The following is a 22,272-nucleotide window of genomic DNA, read 5'->3' as shown; positions in this document are numbered from 1 at the left end:
ACGCCATCGACAACATCGTCGATGCACAAGCCGGCCCGCGCATTCGCGCTCGTCTGGCTGCTGGTCGTCGCACTGCTGCTCGGTCATAACGCCTATTTGTGGCTGGTCCAGCGCGTCAGCCCCGACACCGACATCCTGGCCCTGCTGCCGTCGTCGCGACATGACGACGCGATGCAGCAAGCCTTTGCCCACATGGTCGACAGCGCCCAGCAAAAAGTTGTTGTGCTGGTCGGCGAACGCGACTGGGACAAGGCCGTGCAAGCCGCAGCGGCGTACGAAGCAGTCGTCGGCAAACAGCCATCGCTGCTGCAAGCGATGACGGGCGACGCGGCGCAATTGCAAGGCGCATGGCTGTCGACGTTCAATCAAAGCCGCCTGATGCTGCTCACACAAGAGCAACGCGACAAGCTGCGCCAGGACACGCCGCAGCAATGGAGCCAGTTGGCGCTCAGCGCCATGTACGGCGCCTTTGGCGGCCCCAGACTCGGCGCCTGGCAGGACGATCCCTTCGGCCTGTTCAGCGGCTGGGTGCAGGCGCGCGCGCAAGAAACCCCGGTGCGTCCGCGCGACGGCCGCCTGTTCGTCGAAAGCGGCGGGCGCTCTTACGTCCTGCTGCTGATGAACCTGCAAGCCTCGGCCTTCTCGATCTCCGCGCAGGAACAAGTCATTCCCCTGCTGGATCGGGCCGCACAAGCAGCGAAGCAGTCCGTGCCGGATGCCGAAGTCGTCACCGCCGGCGTCATTCTCCACGCCGCCGCCGGCAGCCGGCAAGCCAGCAGTGAAATGGCCACCATCGGCGCCGGCTCGCTGATCGGCATCGTGCTGCTGATGTGGCTGACGTTCCGCTCGCTCAAGCCGATTGCGCTGATTGCGCTATCCATCGCCATCGGCTGCCTCGGCGCGCTGTCGGTCAGCTGGCTGCTGTTCGGCCGCCTGCATTTGTTGACCCTGGTGTTCGGCGCCAGCCTGGTCGGCATCGCGCAGGATTATGCGATTTATTTCCTGTGTGCACGACTCGGCACGGACCGGCAGATGGATACACGCCAACTGCTGCGCCGCTTGCTGCCCGGCCTCGGCCTGATGCTGCTGGCGGCCGTGATCGGCTATCTCGGCATGGCGCTCACGCCCTTCCCCGGATTGCGCCAGATGGCGGTGTTCTCGGTGCTGGGATTGGTGTTCGCCTGGCTGACCGTGATCCTGTGGTTCCCGGCGCTGATCCATGCCGACAGCTTGCGCAGCACCGCGCTGGCCGACCGTTACAGCCACAGCATCAGCAAATGGCCGCAGTTCCGCTTCAGCCGCACCGGCTTCATCCTGCTGGCGGTGTTCATCGTTTTTGTCGCTGCCGGACTGATGCGCCTGAAAGTCAGCGACGATATCCGCGCCTTGCAAAAGACCCCGCAACATCTGCTCGACGACCAGATCAAGCTCGGCAAGCTGCTCGATACGCCGACGCCGGCGCAGTTTTATCTGGTGCGCGGCGAGTCGGCAGAGATCGTACTGCAGCGCGAAGAACAGCTGAAGCGGCAACTGCAAACCGCCATCGACAAAAAACTGATCAGCGGCGTGCAAGCCGTTTCCAACTGGGTGCCGTCGCAGCAGCAGCAACACGCCGATCACGACCTGGTTGCCGGCAAATTGCTGGCGCCGCAGGGCGCGCTTGCGGTCATCGCAGCGGCCATCGGCGAAAACGAACAATGGCAGCAAAACCTGCGGCAGCGCCTGCTGGCGCAGAGCCAAGCCTTGCTGCCGGATGCCTTCATCGCCTCGCCTGCCGGTCAGCCCTGGCGTCATCTGTGGCTGGGCAAGACTGCAGGCCAATACGCCAGCATCGTCGCCGTGCGCGGCCTGAGCGACTATCGTCAGTTGCAGGTGCTGGCCGACGTCGCGCCCAAGGTCGAGGGCGTGCAATGGGTCGACAAGGTGGCCGATATTTCGTCCGTGCTGAGCTATTACCGGCAGTACATGAGCTGGGCCCTGCTGGCGGCCTACATCACTATTTTTGTCCTGCTCTCCCTGCGCTATCGCCGCGCTGCGTGGCGGGCGATTGCGCCGCCGTTGCTGGCGACCCTGGCGACCCTGGCGCTGTTTGGCGTGATCGGCCAGCCCCTGCAACTATTCCATGTGCTGGCGTGTCTGTTACTGCTGGGGCTGGGCGTCGATTACGGCATTTTCCTGCAGGAACCCACGGAACGCCATCGGCGCTTCGCCTGGCTGACGGTCGGCTTATCGGCGATCAGCGCCCTGCTCTCCTTCGGATTGCTGGCTCTCAGCAGCAGCCCTCCGCTGCACGCATTCGGGCTGACCATGCTGATCGGCATGGCCCTGGTCTGGCTTACCTCCCCCTGCTTTGCCGGCGCATCGCCGCCTGCGACGCCACCTTCGATGCCCATTTATGACACCAAGTAGCAATACCGAGCAACACGACATCCTGATCATCGGCGCCGGTCCGGCCGGTGCGGTTGCCGCCGCCCTGCTGCGCCGTCGCGGCCATCAAGTGCTGGTCATCGAGCGCGAACAGTTTCCGCGTTTCTCCATCGGCGAGAGCCTGCTGCCGCAAAGCATGGCTTATCTGGAACAGGCCGGCATGCTGCAAGCCGTCGTGGAGCATGGATTCCAGTTCAAGAATGGCGCCTCCTTCGTCTGCGGCGAACGCCAGACCGCTTTCGACTTCCGCGACAAGCATTCCTCCGGCTGGGGTACGACCTACCAGGTGCAGCGCGCCGACTTCGACCATCTGCTGGCACAGCAAGCCGAGCTGCAAGGCGCCGAGATACGCTATCGCCAGACCGTGACCGCCGTCGACCTGGAAGGCGACCGTCCGCGCACCCGGGTGCGCGACGCCGAGGGCCGCGAGTACACCATCGAATCCCGCTTCATCCTCGACGCCAGCGGTTTCGGCCGTGTGCTGCCCCGTCTGCTTGATCTGGAACGGCCGTCCGGCTTCCCCCTGCGCGGCGCTTACTTCACGCATATCGCCGACGGCATCCGCGATCCGCAATTCGATCGCAACAAGATCCGCATTACCGTACATCCGGAACACCATGACGTCTGGTACTGGCTGATTCCGTTCGCGCACGGCCGCTGCTCCATCGGTGTGGTGGCGGAATCGTCTTTCCTCAACGACATTCCCGGCGACGAGACCACCAAGCTGCGCACGCTGGTCATGCAAGATCCCGCCCTGCGCGCCTTACTGCAACACGCCGAGTGGGATACCCCGGCGCGCAACATCTCCGGCTACGCCGCCAACGTGACATCGCTGTGGGGCAAGAACTACGCCCTGCTCGGCAATGCCGGCGAATTCCTCGATCCGATCTTCTCGTCGGGCGTCACCATTGCGCTGAAGTCCGCCAGCCTGGCGACGGATACTCTGGCGCGCATGCTCGCCGGCGAAACGGTGGATTGGGAACACGATTATGCCAAGCCGCTGAAGAACGGCGTCGACACCTTCCGCACCTTCGTCGAATCCTGGTATGCCGGCGGCTTCCAGAAGGTCATCTTCCACGAGAACCAGGAACCGGCGATCCGCCGCATGATTTCGTCCATCCTGGCCGGCTACGCCTGGGATCAGAGCAACCCCTTCGTCGCCGAAAGCAAGCGCCGCCTGACGGCACTGGAAAGCATATGCGCCTGAGCCCGGTGATGTCTTCCGCGCTGGCGATGGCGGCACTGCTGCTGTCGGCGTGTTCCACCGCGCCGACGCAGCCGCCCGGGCCGCCGGCAGCGTCTGCACGCCTGCACCTGCAGCTGGCGCCGGCCTCGCTGGGCACGTCCCTCAGCCTGCAGCAGCATCTGACAGTAGAACGCGCCGGCCGCACCGACGACATCGACACCGTGCTCGAAATCGAGCCCGACCATCTCGACCTGGTCGGACTGGCCTTCGGCCAGCGCGTCATGTCCTTGCATTACGACGGCAAGGACCTGAAAATCTGGCGTCATTTCATGCTGCCCAAGGAAGTCCAGGGCGAAGACGTGTTGCAGGATGTACAACTGACGCTGTGGCCCGTCGCCGCCATCCGCGCCGCGCTGCCGGACGGCTGGGAGCTGGAAGAGAAGGACATGCAACGGACCTTGCTGCTGAATCACGAAGTCGTCACGCAAATCGATTATCCTGACCGCAAAGCGTGGGGCGGCAAGGTGATCCTGACCAATTTGCGCTATCACTACAAGCTGACCATACAATCGGTTGTCACCGCACCATGACGATTTACTTGAACGCACTCGGAATGATTTGCTCGCTCGGCGACACGCACGCCGGGATCAGGCAGCGCCTGTTCGCCGGCGACAGCGGCTTGCACGCCAGCGAGCGCTTTCTGTCCGCAGGGCTTGCACGCACGGTCGGCGCCATCAGCCTGGCCGATGAAGCATTACCGGAAGTAAGCCATCTGCCGCTGCGCGAACGCAGCCGCAACAACCGCCTCGCGCTGGCCGCGCTGGAACGGATACGTCCGCAGGTCGACGCGCTGATTGCACGCTTCGGTCCGGATCGCATCGGCGTCGTGCTGGGCACCAGCACCTCCGGCATCGCCGAAGGTGAAGCGGCGTTCCGGCACTACGTCGCCCACGGACAATTTCCTTCGCACTTCCACTACGGCCAGCAGGAGCTCGGCTCCCCTGCCGTTGCACTGGCGACGACGCTGGGCATCAGCGGCCCGGCCTATGTCCACTCCAGCGCCTGCTCCTCGAGCGCCAAAGCCATGGCCAGCGCCGCGCGCCTGATCAACATGGGCCTGTGCAACGCCGTCATCAGCGGCGGCGTGGATACGCTGTGCGATTTCACCATCGCCGGTTTTGCCGCGCTGGATTCGGTCAGCACCGAGCGCTGCAATCCGCTCAGCCTCAACCGCCACGGCATCAACATCGGCGAAGGCGCCGCGCTCTTCCTCATGACCTCGGAACCGGCGACAGTCGCCCTCTGCGGCTGGGGCGAGTCGTCCGACGCCCATCACATTTCGGCGCCCGATCCGGACGGCAAAGGCGCGGCGCTGGCAATCACGCAGGCTTTGCAACGCGCCGCCATCGCACCGGAACAGATCGACTACATCAACCTGCACGGCACCGCGACTCTGCAAAACGACGCCATGGAATCGAAGGCGATCCATCAGCTGTTTGGCGCGGCGACGCCGGTCAGCTCGACCAAGTCGTTCACCGGACACACCCTGGGCGCCGCCAGCGCCATCGAAGCCGGCCTGTGCTGGCTAAGCATGCAAGACGACAACCCGACCGGCTTGCTGCCGCCGCATCTGTGGGACGGCCAGCCCGACCCGGCGTTGCCGGCGCTGAACGTGGTCCGCGTCGGCCAGGCGCTCGGTCGCCCGCCGCGCCACGTGCTGAGTAATTCCTTCGCCTTCGGCGGCAGCAACGCCGCCCTGATTTTCGGGAGGAGCTGACATGAACCTGCCAGCCATCGCCACCCTGGTCCCGCACGCAGCGCCGATGCTGCTGCTCGATCGCGTGATCGGCGTCGACGCCGACAAGCTGTGCGCGGAAGTCGTCATCACCGGCAACAGCATGTTCTATGGCGAACGCGGCGTCGGCGCCTGGGTCGGCATCGAATACATGGCGCAGACGATTGCCGCCTACGCCGGTTATCATGCGCAACAACGCGACGAACCGGTCAAGATCGGTTTCCTGCTGGGCGCGCGCCGCTACGAATGCAGCCGCGCCTGGTTCGTCGCCGGCGATCGCCTGCAGGTGGAAGCGCAGCAATTATTACAAGCGGAGAACGGCCTGGGATCGTTCTCCTGCATCATCAGGGAAAGCAGTACACAACAACAACTGGCGCAGGCGACGGTATCGGTCTTTCAGCCGCATGACGCCAAAGCGTTTCTGGAAAGCGAAGCATGACAACAACATCGGGGAAAACCATTCTGGTCACCGGCTCCAGCCGGGGCATCGGCAAGGCCATTGCATTGCGCCTGGCGCGCGACGGCTATGACATCGTCCTGCATTGCCACAGCCGGCGCGATGCCGCCGAAGCGGTCGCCAAAGACATCGAAGCGCTGGGCCGCGCCGCGCGCATCCTGCAATTCGACATTGCCGAACGCGTGCAGACCGCCGACATCCTGCTGCGCGACGTCGAACAATACGGTGCTTATTACGGCGTGGTCTGCAACGCCGGCATCGCGCGCGACAACGCCTTTCCCGCCATCTCCGGCGAAGATTGGGACAGCGTCCTCAAGACCAACCTGGACGGCTTTTACAACGTCCTGCATCCGCTCACCATGCCCATGGTCCGGCGCCGCCAGCCGGGCCGCATCGTCACGCTGGCGTCGGTATCCGGGCTGGTCGGCAACCGCGGCCAGGTCAATTACAGCGCCGCCAAGGCCGGCATCATCGGCGCCACCAAGGCGCTGGCGCTGGAACTGGCCAAACGCGACATCACGGTCAACTGCGTCGCGCCCGGCCTGATCGACACCGACATGACGCACGACTTGCCGATGGAAGAAGTGCTCAAGCTGATCCCTGCCCGCCGCACCGGCAAGCCGGAAGAAGTCGCCGCCGCCGTCAGCTTCCTGATGCACGAAGACGCCGCCTACATCACGCGCCAGGTGATCTCGGTCAACGGAGGCCTGGCATGAGCACGGCAAATCACACCGCACGCACCGCACGTACAATGACCGAGCGCCGCGTGGTCGTCACCGGCATGGCCGGCATCAGCCCGATCGGCAACGACTGGCAACACGCGCTGGAAAGCCTGCGCAGCTATCGCAACGCCGTCGTGCGCATGCCCGAATGGGACGAATACAACGGCCTGCACACCCGCCTGGGCGCACCGGCGGCGGCATTCGAGTTATCCGATCGCTACAACCGCAAGACCACCCGCAGCATGGGCCGTGTCGCATTGCTGGCGACCCGCGCCAGCGAATGGGCGCTGGCCGATGCCGGCCTGCTCGACGATCCGCTGCTCAAGAGCGGCGCCGTCGGCATCGCCTACGGATCTTCGGCCGGCACGCCGAGCGCGGTTGCCGACTTCAGCATGCTGTTCACCGAAAAGAGCACCAGGAATATCAACGCCAACACCTACCTCAAGATGATGGCGCACACCGCGCCGGTCAACATGGGCGTGTTCTTCGGCGTCACCGGCCGCATCGTCACCACCTCCAGTGCCTGCACCTCCGGCAGCCAGGGCATAGGCTACGCCTACGAAGCCATTCGCAGCGGCCGCCAGATCGCCATGATCGCCGGCGGTTCGGAAGAGCTGTGCGCCTCGGAAGCCGCCGTGTTCGACACGCTCTACGCCACCAGCGTGCGCAACGACACGCCCGCCGTCACGCCCAGCCCCTTCGACGAACATCGCGATGGCCTGGTGCTCGGCGAAGGCGCCGGCACGCTGATCCTGGAAGACCTGGAGCATGCCCGGGCGCGCGGCGCCCGCATCTATGCCGAGATCGTCGGCTTCGGCACCAACAGCGACGGCAGCCACGTCACCAATCCCAACGCCGACACCATGAAGATCGCCATCGACATGGCCTTGGCCGACGCCGCTCTCGACCCTGCCGCGATCGGTTACATCAACGCCCACGGCACCGGCACGCGCCAGGGCGACGTCGCCGAATCCAACGCCACCGCACGCGTGTTCGGCAACAAGACGCCGATCAGCTCGCTCAAGAGCTACATGGGCCATACGCTCGGTGCCTGCGGTGCGCTGGAAGCCTGGCTCAGCATCGAGATGATGCGCAACGGCTGGTTTGCACCGACCATCAATCTGAACAAAGTCGACACCGAATGCGGCGACCTCGATTACCTGACCGGCGAAGGCCGCAAGCTCGATTGCGAATATGTGATGTCGAACAATTTTGCGTTCGGCGGCATCAATACCTCGCTGATCTTCAGGCGCTGGGCCTGAGCAATATCTCAAGCAATATCGCAGGCAATATCAAGTCGAATCCTCTTCACCAAACCAAGGAGCACACACAATGAAAAGAATCGTTTCCCTCTCGTTCGCCTTCTGCCTGCTGGCTGCTTCGGCATTTTCCGCCCAGGCCCGGGATACGGAATACCAGCTGCCGATCGAAGATGGATTGAATACCAAAGATGCGGAAGCAAAGCTCAGCGGTTCGGTGAAGTTTTATTTTGCGGATCAGAAACACCCTGCCGTGCTGGAAAAACTGGCGACCGATTTCTCCAATCGCAAAACCAATTCGTTCGGCAAACCGGATGAAGTTGCCTGCAACTGGGCCTTCCTCTCGGCGCTGCTGACCTTCGAAATCCGTGCAAAACAACTGGGCGCGAATGCCGTCGTCAACATCGTGAGCTATTACAAGAAGAATGAAATGGCCAGTTCGGAAAAGTTTGAATGCCACGCAGGCGCCTTCGTGGCCGGTGTTGCGCTCAAGGGCGATTTTGTCAAAATTGCAGACAAGTAAAACGCCTGCAATGTCGCCGGCTTCGGCGGCCACGCTGTGGCTGCTGAACGGCGAACGGGTGAGCGACGCCCGGCTGGCGTCGCTTGCCGCTTCTCTGGGGCATGGCGAACGCGAACGCCATGCCCGCTTCCTCCGCCCGCAACGGGCACGAGAGTTTCTGCTGGGACGCATGCTGCTGCGGCATGCTGCACACACCATGCTGGGCGATGCCGCTACCGGCATCGCCGTCACCGAACGCGAAGGCCATGCGCCCTTGCTGGCGTTCCCTGCACCGCATGCCTCCTCCGCTTTCCACTTCAGCCTGTCGCACAGCCGCGGCTGGATCGCCTGCATTGCCAGCACCGTTTGCCACGTCGGATTGGATATCGAAGACACCAGTCGTCCGCGCGACATTGCCGCCACCGGCGCCGCAGCGTTCGATACGGAAGAGATGGAGTGGATGATGCAACAGCCGGAACAGCAACGCCTTGCCGCGTTCTATCGCCTGTGGGGATGCAAGGAGGCGCTCTACAAACTGGCCGGCAATCGGGGACAGGACGATACGCTCAGCGATACCGGCAACGGCTGGAATTGCCGGGCCATCCCGCATGAACGGCTGGCGATCTGCCTGTGCAGCGCCGCGTCACTGGACGCCGTCGAGATCGTCGAACTCGACGGCATGTGACAAATGTGAGATGGGTGAGATACCTGAAAGAGCAAACGCCGGTGTGCTCTTTTTATCGTTTATCGCAGCATGAACGACATCGCCGACAAGCTGTTCAACACGCGCACCGCAAACTCCACCGTCGGCGCATCGAATTTCAGCGTCACCGCATCCACCCGCTCCACGATCGGCAACTGGCAGAACAAGTCGGTCAGCGCCGGCGTCTGCACCTGCAGGCGGCAGGTGACCGGGACTTCAATACGGTACTTAGGCATCTGCCTGGAGCGCGCCGCCTGCACGGCTTCCTGTGCGGTCTTTTCGAGCAAGATGCAGGCTTGCTGCGGCGACAGCGAATCGCCGCTGTTGGCGCCGTGAGCCTTCTTGATTTCCGCAAAATGCGCGTGCGGAAACAAGGGCTGGGTTTCTTCCACAAACGCGTCGTCGCCGCTGCCGAAAATCACCGGCACGCCATGCTCCCCCGCCAGCGCGCCATAGATGCCGGCTTCGCCCAGTTCCACGCCGTTGAACGCGACGCGTGAAAATGCAGAGCTGTTGATCGTATGCGCCAGGATGCCGCGCGTTTGCGAGCGCGAGTGATAGCCGACCATCATGACGGCGTCGATACTGCCTTCCACGCCGCCCATCATGCCCAGCACGCGCGGCTTGCCGAGCACCATGCGGGCGGCGGGATGCAGCAGGTCCGGCAACAGGTTGCGGAAACTGCCGTGAGAGTCGTTGACGACGATCTCTTGCGCGCCTCCGGCCAGTGCGCCGCGAATGACGGCGTTGGCTTCTTCGGTCATCTGGCGGCGGGCGCGCTCGTACTCGCCGTTGCCGGGACGCGTCTGCTCAGGATGAAAGACACCGGCGATGCCTTCGATGTCGACGGAAATCAATACATTCATATAGGCTCCATGGTGGCTAACTCAGCCATGAGATCGTTCAATGCGCGGCGCTGGTTGCCATCCCGCCCCTTAACTGCCTCGGCGGAAAACAAGGCATTGAGGATAGCCTGCTCGGTGCTGTCGGCGACGGCGTGGAATAGCGGGTCCAGCAAGCCGTCATGCAGGCAGGTGAACTGCATTGCCGGCGATGTGGCGTCAACTTGGTATGGCACGGTCTGAGCGGTGGAAAATGCCAGCGCGATATCGCCGCTGCCATGGCCGTAGACCGATCCGGTCCGTGCCAGGCCGGCGCCGGTGCGTGCAGCAAGGCGGCGCAACTGGCGCGCATCGAGCGGGGCATCGGTGGCGATCAGCATGATGATCGAACCCTTCTCCGGCTCGGCGTTTTTCTTTTGCATGCCCTTGAGCGTGCGTCCCAGCTGTTCGCCGGCGACGATCAGGTCCGCCAGCTTGCCGAAATTGGCCAGCACCAGTGCGCCGACGGTGTATTCGGCGGATCCGATGGAGACCTTGCGCGACGCGCTGCCGATGCCGCCCTTGAGCTCGAAGCAGGACATGCCGCGACCGGCGCCGACGGCGCCCTGCACAAGCTGATCCGACGCGTTTTGCAGTGCGTGCAGGTAATGTTGCTCTTCCACCGAGAACGCCTGCAGATCGTTCAGATAGCCGTCGTTGCATTCGAACACCAGCGGATTCACGCTGGGCAGGCTGCGGCCGATTTCGGGATTGTCCACCACTGCGGACCGTGTCTGCGCGGTAGCGACTGTGCCCACGGCAAAGGTATTGGTCAAGGCGATCGGCGTTTCCAGCACACCCAGTTCTTCCACCTGCATCAGGCCGACACTTTTACCGAAACCGTTGAGGGTGACGGCCGCCGCCGGGATCTTTTCGCGGAACAGGTCGCCGCCGTGCGGACGCACGACGGTCACGCCGGTCTGGATGCCGCCGTAGTTCAGCGTACAGTGGCCGACCGTGACGCCGGGCACATCGGCGATGCTGCCGCCTGCGCCGGCAGGCAGCTTGCCGATGTGGGGGGCGACGTTTGGAGCTATATTGGGAGGAAAATTGTTGCTCATTGCCTTGCGGGCGGACCGGGTCCGCGCTCTCGGTGATTTCAGTCAGTTGTCTGGATTATTTCTGGTCAAGCTTGGGATCCAGCGCATCGCGCAGGCCATCGCCCAGCAGGTTGAACGCCAGCACCGTCAGGAAGATCGCCAGGCTCGGGAAGATCGCGATGTGCGGCGACGTCATCATGTCGGCGCGCGCTTCGTTGAGCATGGCGCCCCACTCCGGCGTCGGCGGCTGTGCGCCCAGGCCGAGGAAGGACAAGCTGGCGGCGGTGATGATAGACGTGCCGATACGCATCGTGAAATACACCACCACGGAAGAAATCGTGCCCGGGAAAATATGGCGCAGGATGATCGTCATGTCGTTGGCACCGATGCTGCGCACCGCTTCGATATAAGTCAGTTGCTTGAGCGACAGCGTGTTGCCGCGCACCAGCCGCGCAAACGCCGGGATGCTGAAAATCGCCACCGCAATGATCACATTGGTCATGCCGTTGCCGAGAATCGCCACGATCGCGATCGCCAGAAGGATGCCCGGGAAGGCGAACAGCACGTCGCAGATGCGCATGATGATGCGGTCGGCCCAGCCTTCGTAATAACCGGCCACCAGGCCCAAAAATGTGCCGACGATGGCGCCCACCGCCACCGACGAAAAACCCACCGCCAGCGACAATTGCGTGCCGACCAGGATGCGGCTGAAAATATCATGGCCCAGCGAATCGACGCCGAACCAGTGTGCCAATGAAGGCCCGGCGTTGAGCGCGTCGTAGTCGAAATAATTCTCGGCATCGTACGGCGAGATGTACGGCGAGACGATCGCAATCACCACCAGGAACAACACGAAGGCGCCGGCCGCCAGCGCCAGCGGCTGCTTTTTGAACTTGCGCCAGAATTCGCTCCAGGGCGTGCGGATCGGTTTGGATGCGGTAGTCGCGACGGTAGTTGCGGCAGGGGTAGTGGAAGTCGACATGCTCTGCCTCACTTGTAACGGATGCTCGGATTGATGACGGCGTACAGCACGTCGACAACCAGATTGATGAAGATGAATTCCAGCGAGAACAGCAGGATCTCGGCCTGGATGATCGGATAGTCGCGCATCTCGACGGCGTCGATCAGCAGACGTCCCATGCCGGGCCAGTTGAAGACTTTCTCGACCACGATGGAACCGCCCAGCAAAAAGCCGAACTGCAGGCCCATCATCGTCACCACCGGGATCAGCGCATTGCGCAGGCAGTGCTTGGCGATCACGATGCGTTCGTTGAGGCCCTTGGCGCGTGCGGTGCGGACGAAGTCTTCCTTCATGATTTCGATGAAGGACGAGCGCGTAAAACGCGCCATGATCGCCGCCACGCCGGCGCCCAGCGTCAGCGACGGCAGCACGTAATGGCGCCAGCTGTCGGCGCCGACCGTCGGCAGCCAGCCCAGTTGCACCGAGAACACTTCCATGAACACCATGCCCAGCGCAAACGGCGGGAAGGAAATCCCCGACACCGCCAGCGTCATGCCGACGCGATCCGGCCATTCATTGCGCCACACCGCCGAAAAGACGCCGATGAACAAGCCGAAGATGACCGCCCAGATCATGCTGGTGGCAGTCAGCCACAAGGTCGGCCAGAAGCGCTCCATGATTTCCTGGCTGACCGGCAGCTTGCTGCGCAGCGAGGTGCCGAAATCGCCATGGGCGGCGTTCACGAAGAAGCGCACAAACTGTTTATGGATGGGCTGGTCGAGGCCGAGATCCGCACGGATCAGCGCTACGGTCTGCTCGTCGGCTTCCGGCCCCGCCGCCAGCCGCGCCGGATCGCCGGGCAACAAGTGGACGAACAGGAACACCATCACCGCGACCAGCAACAAGGTCGGGATCAGGCCCAGAAGACGTTTTAAAACATAAGAAAACATGGCGCGTCCTGCAATGATTCAACTACTTTGGGGAGCAGCCGCACGCAAGCATGGATGACTTGCCCGGGCGACTGCTGAGAATTCTGTAATGCTGTGCTGCACGACTGCGGTGATGCCGGCTCCGCCGTCCTGCCTGAACGGGACTGCGGAGCCCTTGCTGCGTGTTTCGGCAGTGCTTACTTCAGTTCGATTTCATCGAAGTTGAACGAGGCATCAGGCATCACGTACACGCCCTTCAGGTTCTTGCTGCGTGCGTACAGGACTTTTTCCGTAACCAGGAAAGCCCATGGCGCATCCTTCCAGATTTCGGTTTGCGCATCCTTGTACAACGCTGCCTTCTGGGCGCGGTCGGTCACGGTCAACGCCTGGGCGATGTCGCCATCGACCTTGTCGCTCTTGTAGTAAGCGGTGTTGAACAGCTTCGGCGGGAAAGCTTCGGAAGCCAGCAGCGGACGCAGGCCCCAGTCGGCTTCACCGGTCGACGACGACCAGCCGGCGTAATACAGACGCACCGGCGCGGTATCCGGATTCGGCGCGCTCTCCACCTTCTCTACGCGTTGACCGGCTTCCAGCGCCTGCACTTTGACCTTGATGCCGACCTGCGCCAGTTGCTGTTGCAGGAACTGGATGATCTTCAGCGCGGTGGTGTGGGTGTAGGCGGACCACAGTTCGGTTTCAAAACCGTTCGGGTAGCCGGCTTCGGCCAGCAGCGCCTTGGCCTTCTTCACGTCATAAGGCCATGGACCGGTCTTGACCGCGTAGTCGACGCCTTGCGGCAGCACGCCATCCATCGGCGCGGCATAGCCGCTGAAGGCGACCTTGACCAGCGCGTCCTTGTTGATCGCGTAGTTGATGGCCTGACGCACCTTGACGTTATCGAACGGTTTTTGCTTGACGTTCATCGACATGTAACGCTGGATGATGGACGGACCGGTCACGATGTCCAGCGCGCCCTTGCCCTTCAACAGCTCAGCCTGTTCGTACGGCAGCGGGAAGGTGAAATTGGCTTCGCCGGTCTGCATCATGGCGGCGCGCGAGTTGTTGTCGACCACCGGCTTCCAGACCACTTCGTCGACCTTCGGGTAACCGGCCTTCCAGTAGCCGGAGAATTTCTCGGCCTTCATGTAATCGGTTTGCTTCCACTCGACGAACTTGAACGGACCCGTGCCGACCGGATGGAAAGCGATGTCCTTGTTGCCGTATTGCTTCAGAGCAGTCGGCGAGATCATCACGGCCGACGGGTGGGCCAGCACGTTGATGAAGGCCGAGAATGGTTCTTTCAGGACGATCTTGACGGTGTAATCGTTCAGCACTTCGGTGCGGGCGACGCGGTTGAACAGGTTGTAGCGTTTGAGCTTGTTGTCGGGATTGGTGACGCGGTCCATCACGGCTTTCACGGCGTCAGCCTTGAACACGGTGCCGTCGTGGAACTTCACGCCCTGGCGCAGGCGGATGGTGTATTCCAGGCCGTCCTTGCTGACCAGGTAGCCTTCGGCCAGCACGTTGACCAGCTTCAGGTCCTTGTCGAAAGCGAACAGGCCCTGGTAGAAGGACTTGGTCACCGCCAGCGACAGCGTGTCGTTGGCGTCGTACGGATCCATGGTGGTGAAGGTGGAAGCAACTGCGAGCGTCACGCTCTTGGCAGCCCATGCATGCACGGCGGCGAATTGCATGGTGGTGCCGATGGCGCCGAGCGCCAGCCATCGGATGACAGTTGTGCCGCGACGGGAAGATTGGGTAGTCATGGTTAGGCTCCTGGTTTTCTGAATGATTAAAGAGGCGACAACAGGTTAAAAAGCTGCGGAGATACGATGTGTTGCAACAAAATGGCCGGGGCCGACTTGCTTCAGGGGTTCGACCAGCGGATCGTCTCCGATGGTGCGAATGGGGCTTGGAATCTCATCATTTTGCAAACCTTTCTTCAGATGGCGCAGCTCGGGATCGGCCACCGGCACGGCGGCCATGAGCTTGCGCGTGTAAGGATGCTGAGGATTTTCAAAAATGGCGCGGCGCGGGCCGATCTCGACGATCTGGCCCAGGTACATCACGGCGACGCGGTGGCTGATGCGTTCCACCACCGCCATGTCGTGCGAGATGAAAATGAAGGAAATGCCCAGTTCTGCCTGCAGGTCCAGCATCAGGTTGACGATCTGCGCCTGGATCGACACGTCCAGCGCCGAGACCGATTCGTCGGCGATGACGATTTTCGGATTCAGCGCCAGTGCGCGCGCGATGCAGATGCGCTGGCGCTGGCCGCCGGAGAATTCATGCGGATAGCGCTGCGCATGTTCCGGCAGCAGGCCGACGCGGGTGAGCAGCGCATCGACGCGTTCTTGCGCGCCCTCTTTCATGCCATGCACCAGCATCGGCTCCATGATGGAATAGCCGACCGTCATGCGCGGATCGAGCGAGGCGAACGGGTCCTGGAAAATGAACTGGATGTCGCGGCGCAGCTCGCGCAGCTCTTCGCGCGGCAATTCCGCCAGATTGCGGCCGCCGAACTCGACCTTGCCGCCGCTGATCTCGACCAGGCGCAGCAGGGAACGGCCGGTCGTCGATTTGCCGCAGCCGGATTCGCCGACAATCGCCAGCGTCTCGCCGGCATACAGGTCGAAGCTGACGCGCTCGACCGCGTGCACGCGTTGCTTGACGCGGCCGAAGATGCCGCTCTTCACATCAAAGCGTGTGGTGAGGTCGCTGACCTTGAGGATGGGCTGGCGTTGCTGCGCAATCTCAGAGGCGGCTTGCAATTCTTCCGCGATAGCGTCCGGCTTGGCTTCGGCGCTGGCGGCAATCCCGAAGCGCGACGGCGTGTCGGTGCCCTTCATCGCGCCCAGGCGCGGCACGGCGGCCAGCAGGCCTTGCGTATAGGGATGCGCCGGCGCGGCGAAGATGCTGCGCACGTCGTTTTCTTCCACTTTGTCGCCGCGGCACATGACGACCACGCGGTCGGCGATCTCCGCCACCACGCCCATGTCGTGGGTGATGAAGACGACCGCCATATGCATTTCTTCCTGCAGCGAGCGAATCAGTTGCAGGATCTGCGCCTGGATCGTCACGTCCAGCGCCGTGGTCGGTTCGTCGGCAATCAGCAGCGACGGCTTGCAGGACAAGGCCATCGCAATCATCACGCGCTGGCGCATGCCTCCCGACAGTTGATGCGGATGGCGGCCGAGCACGCGCTTCGCTTCAGGGATGCGCACCATTTCCAGCATGCGCAGCGCTTCGGCGCTGGCGGCGCTGTGACTCATGTTCTGATGCAGGCGGATCGATTCGGCGATCTGTTCGCCGACGGTGAAGACCGGATTGAGCGAAGTCATCGGCTCCTGGAAAATCATCGCGATCTCGGCGCCACGAATGCTGCGCATGGTCGACTGCGGCGCCTTGACCAGATCCAGCGTGCTGCCGTTGCGGCGCTGGAATTGCATGCTGCCGGACACGATACGGCCGCCGCCATGTTCGATCAGGCGCATGATCGCCAGCGACGACACCGACTTGCCGGAACCCGACTCGCCCACGATGGCCAGCGTCTCGCCCTTGTCGACGTGGAAAGACAGGCCGCGCACGGCTTCCACGGTGCGTTCGGAACCGGTGAACGTGACCCCGAGATTGTCGACGGTCAGCACACGCTTTGCGGTCGTGTCTTCCGGTTGCTGCGATTTTTGCGATGCTTGATCTTGCGTTGCCATCTCTGATGCGTCCTTCACTACTTACTTGTAAATTGCCGTGACCGGCGTGTCGCCGCCACGGGCATAACCGCGATACATGCCTTCGGTGTTGAAGGTCAGCGCCAGGTTGCCGTCGGCATCGACGGCGATCAGGCCGCCGCGTCCTTCGTAGGCCGGCAACACCTCCATGACAACTTGCTCCATGGCTTCCTGCAGCGTCGCGCCGGCATAGGCCATGCGCGCCGCCACATCGTAGGCGGCGACGGTGCGCATGAACACTTCGCCGGTGCCGGTGGCCGAGACCGCCGCCGTCGCATTGGCGGCGTAGCAGCCTGCGCCGATCAGCGGCGTGTCGCCGACGCGGCCCACTTGTTTGTTGGTGATGCCGCCGGTGGAAGTCGCTGCGGCGACATTGCCGTGCATGTCGAGCGCGACGGCGCCGACGGTGCCGAATTTGTTATCGGGATCAATGGGCTCAATGGGATCGACAGGCGTCGTTCCATGCGCCGATTCCCTGAAGGTGAACGATGCCGCGTCGTGATCCAGCATCATGCCGCTCTGCTCGCGCACGCGCAGCCATTGCTGGTGGCGCGCCTCGGTCTGGTAATACGTCGGGTCGACGATATCCAGTCCCTGCTGGCGCGCAAAGGCATCGGCGCCGCAGCCGGCCAGCAGCACGTGCGCGCTCTTTTCCATTACGGTGCGCGCTGCGATGACGGGGTTGCGCACGCAAGTCACGTTGGCGACTGCGCCTGCCTTGAGCGTGGCGCCGTCCATGATGGCGGCGTCGAGTTCGTGCGTGCCGGCGCGCGTGTAGACTGCGCCTTTGCCGGCGTTGAACAGCGGGCAATCTTCCAGCAGGCGCACCGCCTCGGTCACAGCATCCAGCGCCGAACCGCCTGCGGTCAGCACGGCTTGCGCCGACGTCAGGATGGCCTTGAGTTCGCGATGGTAATTCGCTTCATCCGCCGCGCTCAGCGCACTGCGCGTGATGGTGCCGGCGCCGCCGTGTATGGCAATGACTGGAGTGTTCATGCTTTGCTCGTCCCGGATGCAGCGGCTTTCTTGGCCGCATTGTTTTTGACTGCGTTGTTCTTGATCGCCTTGCCGCTTGCGCGCGCCAGGCTCTTGCCTTGTTCGTACTGTTCCGCCTGGTACAGCCAGGGCAAAACGAATTCCGTCATTTCGGACGCCGCCTGCACCGAGCGCTTGGCGCGATGCGCCACGGCGTCGCACAGGGCCTGGATCAGCACCAGCGCCGCCGCGTCGGAGGTCGGCGACATCTGCCGCTCGGTCTGCGAATAAATCGTCACGTCGGCCAGCGGCACCAGCGGCGAGTGCGGCAGATCGGTGAAGGCAATCAGCTTGGCGCCCTTCTCGACGGCACGGCGCGCCAGCCGCACCGTATCGGTGGCGTAACGCGGATACGCCATGGCGATGACCACATCGCGCTCATCCAGCTTGAAGAACTGCCGGCCGGTCTGCGACGGGCCGCCCGGATGCACGCCGGACAAGACGGTGCGGCAGAACGGCTCCAGCGCATGCACCATGATCCCGGCCAGGAACGCGCTGGCGCCGAAGCCGATGACGAAAATACGCTCGGCTTTCAGGATCATTTCCACCGCCTGGTCGCAATGCTCGGCGACCAGCGCCTGGCGCGTCGCTTCGATATTGCGGATGTCGTTGCTCAAGGCGGCGGAAATAATTTCCGCGCTGGTGGCGCTCTTCTGCACTTCGTGCCGCATCTTTTCCACCGGCGCCAGCGAGGAAGCGAAATCGGCAACCAGCGCATTGCGAAACGGCGCGTAACCGTCAAAGCCCAGCGCATGCGCAAAGCGGTTGGCCGTCGCCAGCGAAATCCCCGCCGCTTCCGACAGCTCGTCGATGGTCATGGTGGCGGCTCGGAAGGTGTTCGCCAGCACATAGTCGGCGGTCTTGCGATGCGCCTTCGACAGATTCGGATACAGCTTGCCCAGCACGCGCGCCACTGCGCCGCCGCCCTGCAAGGATGTGTGTTTAGGATTGTGCATACGACGCTGAAATGAAAACCGGCCCGGAAAAATGAAAATACGCTGACGTATGACAGCGGCAAAAATGTAAATATATTTTCATTATTTTGAAAAGTAAAGAAAATATCCTTTCAAAAATGAAAGTAAAAACAGATGCACCTTTATCACGCGAGCGCAAGGTAAAAATGCACCTCAATAGAGAGAGAAATGGCTGCACTGCACCAAAGCGGAGTGCTCGAATTCATCGCGAACAACAGGCGATGACAGTATTGGAAAGGAGGAAAATTGCGCCGCTTTTTTCAGGATGCGGCGTCCGTGCTCCTGCAGCGTTTATGTTGCGGCGAAGCAGAAACGGCTTGCAGAAACCGGACAGAGGCCGGCGGTAGACAGGACGATGGCGGTCAGCGTCCGATGCGATGTTTCAGCAACACCGGACGCTGGCATGTGACACGAGACCGCTGCATGAACAACGTATTCAGCGCGGCACGATTTCGCGCAGTTCGATCAGGTTGCCGAACGGATCTGCTGTATAGATACGGATGAAGCCGGGAATGGGCGCATCTTCCTGCACCGGAAAACCGCCGGCCTTGAGTTCGGCCAGCATCGGCGCCAGCTTGTCGACGATCAGTCCGGGATGGGCATTGAGCGCCGGTTGGAATTCCTTGTCGACGCCCAGATGCAGCTGCAGCACGCCGCACTGGAACCATAAACCGCCGCGCGCCTGCAGGGCCGCCGGCTTGGGCAACTCGGGCATGCCGAGAATATCGCCGAAGAAGCGCCGGGCGGCCTCTTCGCCTCCGACGGGCATGGCGAGCTGGATGTGGTCGATAGCGGTGACTGGCATGAGGGTCCTCTGGCTTGGCTGGTGTGGCTGACTTGGCTGGCATCGGGCATCCTGAGATGCCCGGAGCGACGTGCGGAGGATTTTATCCCTTCGCTGAAAACGGCGCTGGCGACGCCAAGAACTGCTGACTGGACGCCAACTGAACAGACGCAGACAACGCCGAGAAAATGGCGAACCGGCGCGCGATGCCGTATCCTCTCGTCTATACCGAGAGTTCTGCCGCAATCGTTCCAGACCGCCCCCACCGACATCCATCATGAACATCCGCTTCCTCGAAACCTTCGTCTGGTTGGCCAAGCTGAAGAATTTCCGCCTGACCGCCGAACGCCTGCACACCACGCAGGCGGCGGTGTCCAGCCGCATTGCGACGCTGGAACAGGATTTCGGCGTGCGCCTGTTCGACCGCGGTGCGCGCGAAGTGACGCTGACCACCGACGGCAGCAAGGCGCTGGTGTATGCGGAACGCATGGTCAAGCTGATGCGCGAGATGAAGGACGACATGTCGGACAAGCAGGTCTATGCCGGCGTGATCCGCATCGGCGTGATCGAATCGATCGTGCACAGCTGGTTTCCGGATTTCATCGGACGCGTGCACAAGATGTTTCCGCGCCTGCAAATCGAAATCGCCAGCGACACCACCATCCATCTGCGCGAGCAGTTCAGCAAGGGCGCGCTGGACATCGTGCTGCAAGCCGAGCCGGTGATCGGCACGCACATCACCAATCTCAACCTGTGCGAATTCCCGATGCGCTGGGTCGGCAGCCCCAAGCTCAATATCGGCAGCGAGACCCTGAGCCTGTCCGATCTGGCGACCTTCCCCATCATCAGCTTTGCGCGCAACTCGGGGCCGCATGCGGCGATCGAGCGCATCTTTTCCGATAGCGAACGCGGCGCGCTGCATATCAATTGCATCGCCTCGGTGGCCACCATGATCCGCCTGGTGACCGACGGCTTCGGGGTGGCGGCGGTGCCGCCGGCGATCATCCAGCGCGAACTCAACGAAGAGATCCTGCACACGCTGCGCGTCGACGTGGAGTTCCCGGCGCTGGTGATGCTGGCCTGCTTCCGCTCCGACAACGAGAACCCCTTGACCGAAACGGTAGCCCGCATCGCCCAGGAAACCGCCGCCGACTTCGCACTCAATTGGGGACACGAGATCGCCCGCCTGCCCTCGCAGGCGCAATAGAACTCCTCGCATCGTCAATGCCGGCAAGGCTTGCATGCATTTGCAGTGCAGCACCATAACTGCGCAGCGGCCGGTCCATTTTTGCTCATAAGATTTTCCAATCATATGCGCCAACAATTTCTTGTTGGACAGCGCAGCCGCGGCTACGCATACTGAATTCACACAAGATCAGAAGATCGTTCGTGGCGCCGGATGCAAACACCGGCGCAAAAAACAGACGACAGATTTCCGCCAGGCATTTTTCCAGCTTCGATGTCCCCAAACACTCCTGACCTCCGGAGTGTTCTCGTGCTGTGAGAATGACTGTGGCCGCTCAATCAATCTCAAAGCAGGAGAAGGCAAGCATGACCAATTCAACCTCAGCACTGGACTCCCTACCGCGCTCCGACGCCAACGCTGGCGCCGTAGACTTGGAAGTCACCTACAAGAAAATCGCCTGGCGATTGATCCCCTTCCTGGTTTTCCTGTTCGTGCTGGCGTGGATCGACCGCGTCAACGTCGGTTTCGCCAAGTTGCAGATGCTGCAGGACTTGCAGTTCTCCGAGGCGATCTACGGCCTCGGCGCCGGCATCTTCTTCATCGGCTATTTCCTGTTTGAAGTCCCGAGCAATCTGCTGCTGGAAAAAATCGGTGCCCGCAAGACGCTGGCGCGCATCACCATCCTCTGGGGCCTGGCCTCGATGGCGATGGCGTACGTGACGTCGCCGACTTCTTTTTACATCCTGCGTTTTCTGCTGGGCGTGTTCGAAGCCGGCTTCTTCCCGGGCGTGGTGCTGTACCTGACCTACTGGTTCCCGGCGCAACGCCGCGCCCGCGTCAACGGCCTGTTCATGACCTCGTTCGCGATTGCCGGCGCGGTCGGCGGCCCCATCGCCGGCACCATCATGAGCCAGATGGAAGGCGTCGGCCACCTGGCCAACTGGCAATGGCTGTTCATCCTCGAAGGCATCCCTTCGCTAATCGCCGGTATCTTCGTGCTGATGTACCTGCCGGAAAAACCGGCCAACGCAAAGTGGCTGTCGACTGCCGAACAGCAAGCCGTCACCCATGCGCTGATCGCAGAGAACAAAGCCGCCGGCAAGCATCTGTCGTTCAAAGACGCCTGCAGCAATTACCGCGTCTGGCTGTGCGCCGCCGTGTATTTCTGCGTGGTCAGCGGCAATGCCACCATCGCCTTCTGGACGCCGTCGATCATCAAGGAAATCGGCGTCAAGGGCAACCTGCAGATCGGCCTGATCTCCGCCATCCCCTTCATCGCCGGCACGCTGGCCATGATCTGGAACGGCATCCACTCCGACAAGACCGGCGAACGCCGCATGCATAGCGCCATCGCCACCCTGATCGCCAGCATCGGCCTGATCCTGACCGGCCTGACGCTGGGCAACGCGGTCATGGCGCTGTGCGCACTGACGCTGGCGGCAATCGGCATCCTGGCGGCCTTCCCGGTGTTCTGGGCTATCCCGGCCGCCTTCCTGGCGAGCACGGCAGCCGCCGGCGGCATCGCGCTGATCAACTCGATCGGCAACCTGGCAGGCTTCGTCGCGCCGTACATGATCGGCGCACTCAAGACCAGCACCGGCTCGCTGTCGTCCGGCCTGTACTTCGTCGCCGCGCTGGAGTTTGCTGCGAGCTTCCTGGTGATCGTCTTCATCAAGAAAGTCTGACACGCTGCGCCGGACAGC

The 22,272-nt window shown here is 62.4% G+C and carries 20 protein-coding genes; 11 read left to right on the top strand and 9 right to left on the bottom strand.

Features of this window, described 5'->3' with window-relative positions:
- Positions 1–21: 21 nt before the first annotated feature.
- From AKL25_RS01705 to AKL25_RS01665, 9 genes are all read left to right on the top strand, one after another.
- The gene (locus tag AKL25_RS01705) at positions 22–2,409 is read left to right on the top strand and encodes an MMPL family transporter (RefSeq protein ID WP_050476111.1); all 2,388 of its coding nucleotides are present in this window, start codon (positions 22–24) and stop codon (positions 2,407–2,409) included.
- The gene (locus tag AKL25_RS01700) at positions 2,396–3,634 is read left to right on the top strand and encodes an NAD(P)/FAD-dependent oxidoreductase (protein ID WP_050475901.1); all 1,239 of its coding nucleotides are present in this window, start codon (positions 2,396–2,398) and stop codon (positions 3,632–3,634) included. The genes AKL25_RS01705 and AKL25_RS01700 overlap by 14 nt, the downstream gene beginning before the upstream one ends.
- Positions 3,625–4,203 carry a DUF3261 domain-containing protein gene (locus AKL25_RS01695; RefSeq protein WP_050475900.1) on the top strand — a complete coding sequence of 193 codons (579 nt, stop codon included), beginning with the start codon at positions 3,625–3,627 and terminating at the stop codon, positions 4,201–4,203. Before AKL25_RS01700 ends, AKL25_RS01695 begins: the two co-directional genes overlap by 10 nt.
- The gene (locus AKL25_RS01690) at positions 4,200–5,390 is read left to right on the top strand and encodes a beta-ketoacyl-ACP synthase (RefSeq protein ID WP_050475899.1); all 1,191 of its coding nucleotides are present in this window, start codon (positions 4,200–4,202) and stop codon (positions 5,388–5,390) included. The genes AKL25_RS01695 and AKL25_RS01690 overlap by 4 nt, the downstream gene beginning before the upstream one ends.
- A 1-nt stretch (position 5,391) precedes the next feature.
- Positions 5,392–5,847: a hotdog family protein gene (locus AKL25_RS01685; protein WP_050475898.1), complete on the top strand. Its 456-nt coding sequence runs from the start codon at positions 5,392–5,394 to the stop codon at positions 5,845–5,847.
- A complete protein-coding gene (fabG, locus tag AKL25_RS01680) occupies positions 5,844–6,581 on the top strand; it encodes a 3-oxoacyl-ACP reductase FabG (RefSeq protein WP_050475897.1) in 738 nt (245 codons plus the stop codon). Before AKL25_RS01685 ends, fabG begins: the two co-directional genes overlap by 4 nt.
- Entirely contained in the window at positions 6,578–7,849 is a 1,272-nt protein-coding gene (locus AKL25_RS01675) for a beta-ketoacyl-ACP synthase (protein ID WP_240475621.1), read from the top strand. The genes fabG and AKL25_RS01675 overlap by 4 nt, the downstream gene beginning before the upstream one ends.
- Before the next feature lie 70 nt (positions 7,850–7,919).
- Complete coding sequence (locus AKL25_RS01670; RefSeq protein ID WP_050475895.1) at positions 7,920–8,369, top strand: hypothetical protein; 450 nt, start codon at positions 7,920–7,922, stop codon at positions 8,367–8,369.
- Between the two features lie 10 nt (positions 8,370–8,379).
- Positions 8,380–9,033, top strand: coding sequence for a 4'-phosphopantetheinyl transferase family protein (locus AKL25_RS01665; protein ID WP_050475894.1), 654 nt, complete (start codon positions 8,380–8,382; stop codon positions 9,031–9,033).
- Positions 9,034–9,092: 59 nt separating this feature from the next.
- Here the strand turns inward: AKL25_RS01665 and AKL25_RS01660 are convergent, their stop codons facing one another.
- From AKL25_RS01660 to AKL25_RS01620, 9 genes are all read right to left on the bottom strand, one after another.
- Positions 9,093–9,917 carry a M55 family metallopeptidase gene (locus AKL25_RS01660; RefSeq protein WP_050475893.1) on the bottom strand — a complete coding sequence of 275 codons (825 nt, stop codon included), beginning with the start codon at positions 9,915–9,917 and terminating at the stop codon, positions 9,093–9,095.
- Entirely contained in the window at positions 9,914–10,993 is a 1,080-nt protein-coding gene (locus AKL25_RS01655; RefSeq protein WP_050475892.1) for a DmpA family aminopeptidase, read from the bottom strand. Before AKL25_RS01655 ends, AKL25_RS01660 begins: the two co-directional genes overlap by 4 nt.
- Before the next feature lie 55 nt (positions 10,994–11,048).
- Complete coding sequence (gsiD, locus tag AKL25_RS01650) at positions 11,049–11,954, bottom strand: glutathione ABC transporter permease GsiD (RefSeq protein WP_050475891.1); 906 nt, start codon at positions 11,952–11,954, stop codon at positions 11,049–11,051.
- An 8-nt stretch (positions 11,955–11,962) separates the two neighbouring features.
- Positions 11,963–12,883, bottom strand: a complete 921-nt coding sequence (gene gsiC, locus AKL25_RS01645; RefSeq protein WP_050475890.1) for a glutathione ABC transporter permease GsiC — start codon at positions 12,881–12,883, stop codon at positions 11,963–11,965.
- Positions 12,884–13,059: 176 nt separating this feature from the next.
- Positions 13,060–14,628 carry a glutathione ABC transporter substrate-binding protein GsiB gene (gsiB, locus tag AKL25_RS01640; protein WP_050475889.1) on the bottom strand — a complete coding sequence of 523 codons (1,569 nt, stop codon included), beginning with the start codon at positions 14,626–14,628 and terminating at the stop codon, positions 13,060–13,062.
- Between the two features lie 45 nt (positions 14,629–14,673).
- Positions 14,674–16,572 (bottom strand): dipeptide ABC transporter ATP-binding protein, encoded by a 1,899-nt coding sequence (locus AKL25_RS01635; protein WP_050475888.1) that lies wholly within the window; start codon positions 16,570–16,572, stop codon positions 14,674–14,676.
- Positions 16,573–16,593: 21 nt separating this feature from the next.
- Positions 16,594–17,586: an isoaspartyl peptidase/L-asparaginase family protein gene (locus AKL25_RS01630; protein ID WP_050475887.1), complete on the bottom strand. Its 993-nt coding sequence runs from the start codon at positions 17,584–17,586 to the stop codon at positions 16,594–16,596.
- Entirely contained in the window at positions 17,583–18,581 is a 999-nt protein-coding gene (locus AKL25_RS01625) for a MurR/RpiR family transcriptional regulator (protein ID WP_050475886.1), read from the bottom strand. The genes AKL25_RS01630 and AKL25_RS01625 overlap by 4 nt, the downstream gene beginning before the upstream one ends.
- Positions 18,582–19,035: 454 nt before the next feature.
- Positions 19,036–19,404, bottom strand: a complete 369-nt coding sequence (locus tag AKL25_RS01620; protein ID WP_050475885.1) for a VOC family protein — start codon at positions 19,402–19,404, stop codon at positions 19,036–19,038.
- Positions 19,405–19,660: 256 nt separating this feature from the next.
- Between AKL25_RS01620 and AKL25_RS01615 the strand changes: the two genes are divergently transcribed.
- Positions 19,661–20,590 carry a LysR family transcriptional regulator gene (locus tag AKL25_RS01615; RefSeq protein ID WP_050475884.1) on the top strand — a complete coding sequence of 310 codons (930 nt, stop codon included), beginning with the start codon at positions 19,661–19,663 and terminating at the stop codon, positions 20,588–20,590.
- Positions 20,591–20,934: 344 nt separating this feature from the next.
- Entirely contained in the window at positions 20,935–22,254 is a 1,320-nt protein-coding gene (locus AKL25_RS01610; RefSeq protein WP_050475883.1) for an MFS transporter, read from the top strand.
- Positions 22,255–22,272: the final 18 nt, after the last annotated feature.

It is taken from the genome of Herbaspirillum rhizosphaerae, from assembly GCF_001189965.1.
In the GTDB taxonomy this organism is placed as follows: Bacteria; Pseudomonadota; Gammaproteobacteria; order Burkholderiales; family Burkholderiaceae_D; genus Herbaspirillum; species Herbaspirillum rhizosphaerae.
The sequence above is the reverse complement of the archived record's forward strand: the minus strand, read 5'-3'. Positions and strand labels throughout refer to the sequence as shown.

Bases quoted from the DNA above. Each gene is read 5' to 3' on its own strand.
- AKL25_RS01705 (WP_050476111.1), top strand. From the start codon at position 22: ATGCACAAGCCGGCCCGCGCATTCGCGCTCGTCTGGCTGCTGGTCGTC.
- AKL25_RS01700 (WP_050475901.1), top strand. From the start codon at position 2,396: ATGACACCAAGTAGCAATACCGAGCAACACGACATCCTGATCATCGGC.
- AKL25_RS01695 (WP_050475900.1), top strand. From the start codon at position 3,625: ATGCGCCTGAGCCCGGTGATGTCTTCCGCGCTGGCGATGGCGGCACTG.
- AKL25_RS01690 (WP_050475899.1), top strand. From the start codon at position 4,200: ATGACGATTTACTTGAACGCACTCGGAATGATTTGCTCGCTCGGCGAC.
- AKL25_RS01685 (WP_050475898.1), top strand. From the start codon at position 5,392: ATGAACCTGCCAGCCATCGCCACCCTGGTCCCGCACGCAGCGCCGATG.
- fabG (WP_050475897.1), top strand. From the start codon at position 5,844: ATGACAACAACATCGGGGAAAACCATTCTGGTCACCGGCTCCAGCCGG.
- AKL25_RS01675 (WP_240475621.1), top strand. From the start codon at position 6,578: ATGAGCACGGCAAATCACACCGCACGCACCGCACGTACAATGACCGAG.
- AKL25_RS01670 (WP_050475895.1), top strand. From the start codon at position 7,920: ATGAAAAGAATCGTTTCCCTCTCGTTCGCCTTCTGCCTGCTGGCTGCT.
- AKL25_RS01665 (WP_050475894.1), top strand. From the start codon at position 8,380: ATGTCGCCGGCTTCGGCGGCCACGCTGTGGCTGCTGAACGGCGAACGG.
- AKL25_RS01660 (WP_050475893.1), bottom strand. From the start codon at position 9,917: ATGAATGTATTGATTTCCGTCGACATCGAAGGCATCGCCGGTGTCTTT.
- AKL25_RS01655 (WP_050475892.1), bottom strand. From the start codon at position 10,993: ATGAGCAACAATTTTCCTCCCAATATAGCTCCAAACGTCGCCCCCCAC.
- gsiD (WP_050475891.1), bottom strand. From the start codon at position 11,954: ATGTCGACTTCCACTACCCCTGCCGCAACTACCGTCGCGACTACCGCA.
- gsiC (WP_050475890.1), bottom strand. From the start codon at position 12,883: ATGTTTTCTTATGTTTTAAAACGTCTTCTGGGCCTGATCCCGACCTTG.
- gsiB (WP_050475889.1), bottom strand. From the start codon at position 14,628: ATGACTACCCAATCTTCCCGTCGCGGCACAACTGTCATCCGATGGCTG.
- AKL25_RS01635 (WP_050475888.1), bottom strand. From the start codon at position 16,572: ATGGCAACGCAAGATCAAGCATCGCAAAAATCGCAGCAACCGGAAGAC.
- AKL25_RS01630 (WP_050475887.1), bottom strand. From the start codon at position 17,586: ATGAACACTCCAGTCATTGCCATACACGGCGGCGCCGGCACCATCACG.
- AKL25_RS01625 (WP_050475886.1), bottom strand. From the start codon at position 18,581: ATGCACAATCCTAAACACACATCCTTGCAGGGCGGCGGCGCAGTGGCG.
- AKL25_RS01620 (WP_050475885.1), bottom strand. From the start codon at position 19,404: ATGCCAGTCACCGCTATCGACCACATCCAGCTCGCCATGCCCGTCGGA.
- AKL25_RS01615 (WP_050475884.1), top strand. From the start codon at position 19,661: ATGAACATCCGCTTCCTCGAAACCTTCGTCTGGTTGGCCAAGCTGAAG.
- AKL25_RS01610 (WP_050475883.1), top strand. From the start codon at position 20,935: ATGACCAATTCAACCTCAGCACTGGACTCCCTACCGCGCTCCGACGCC.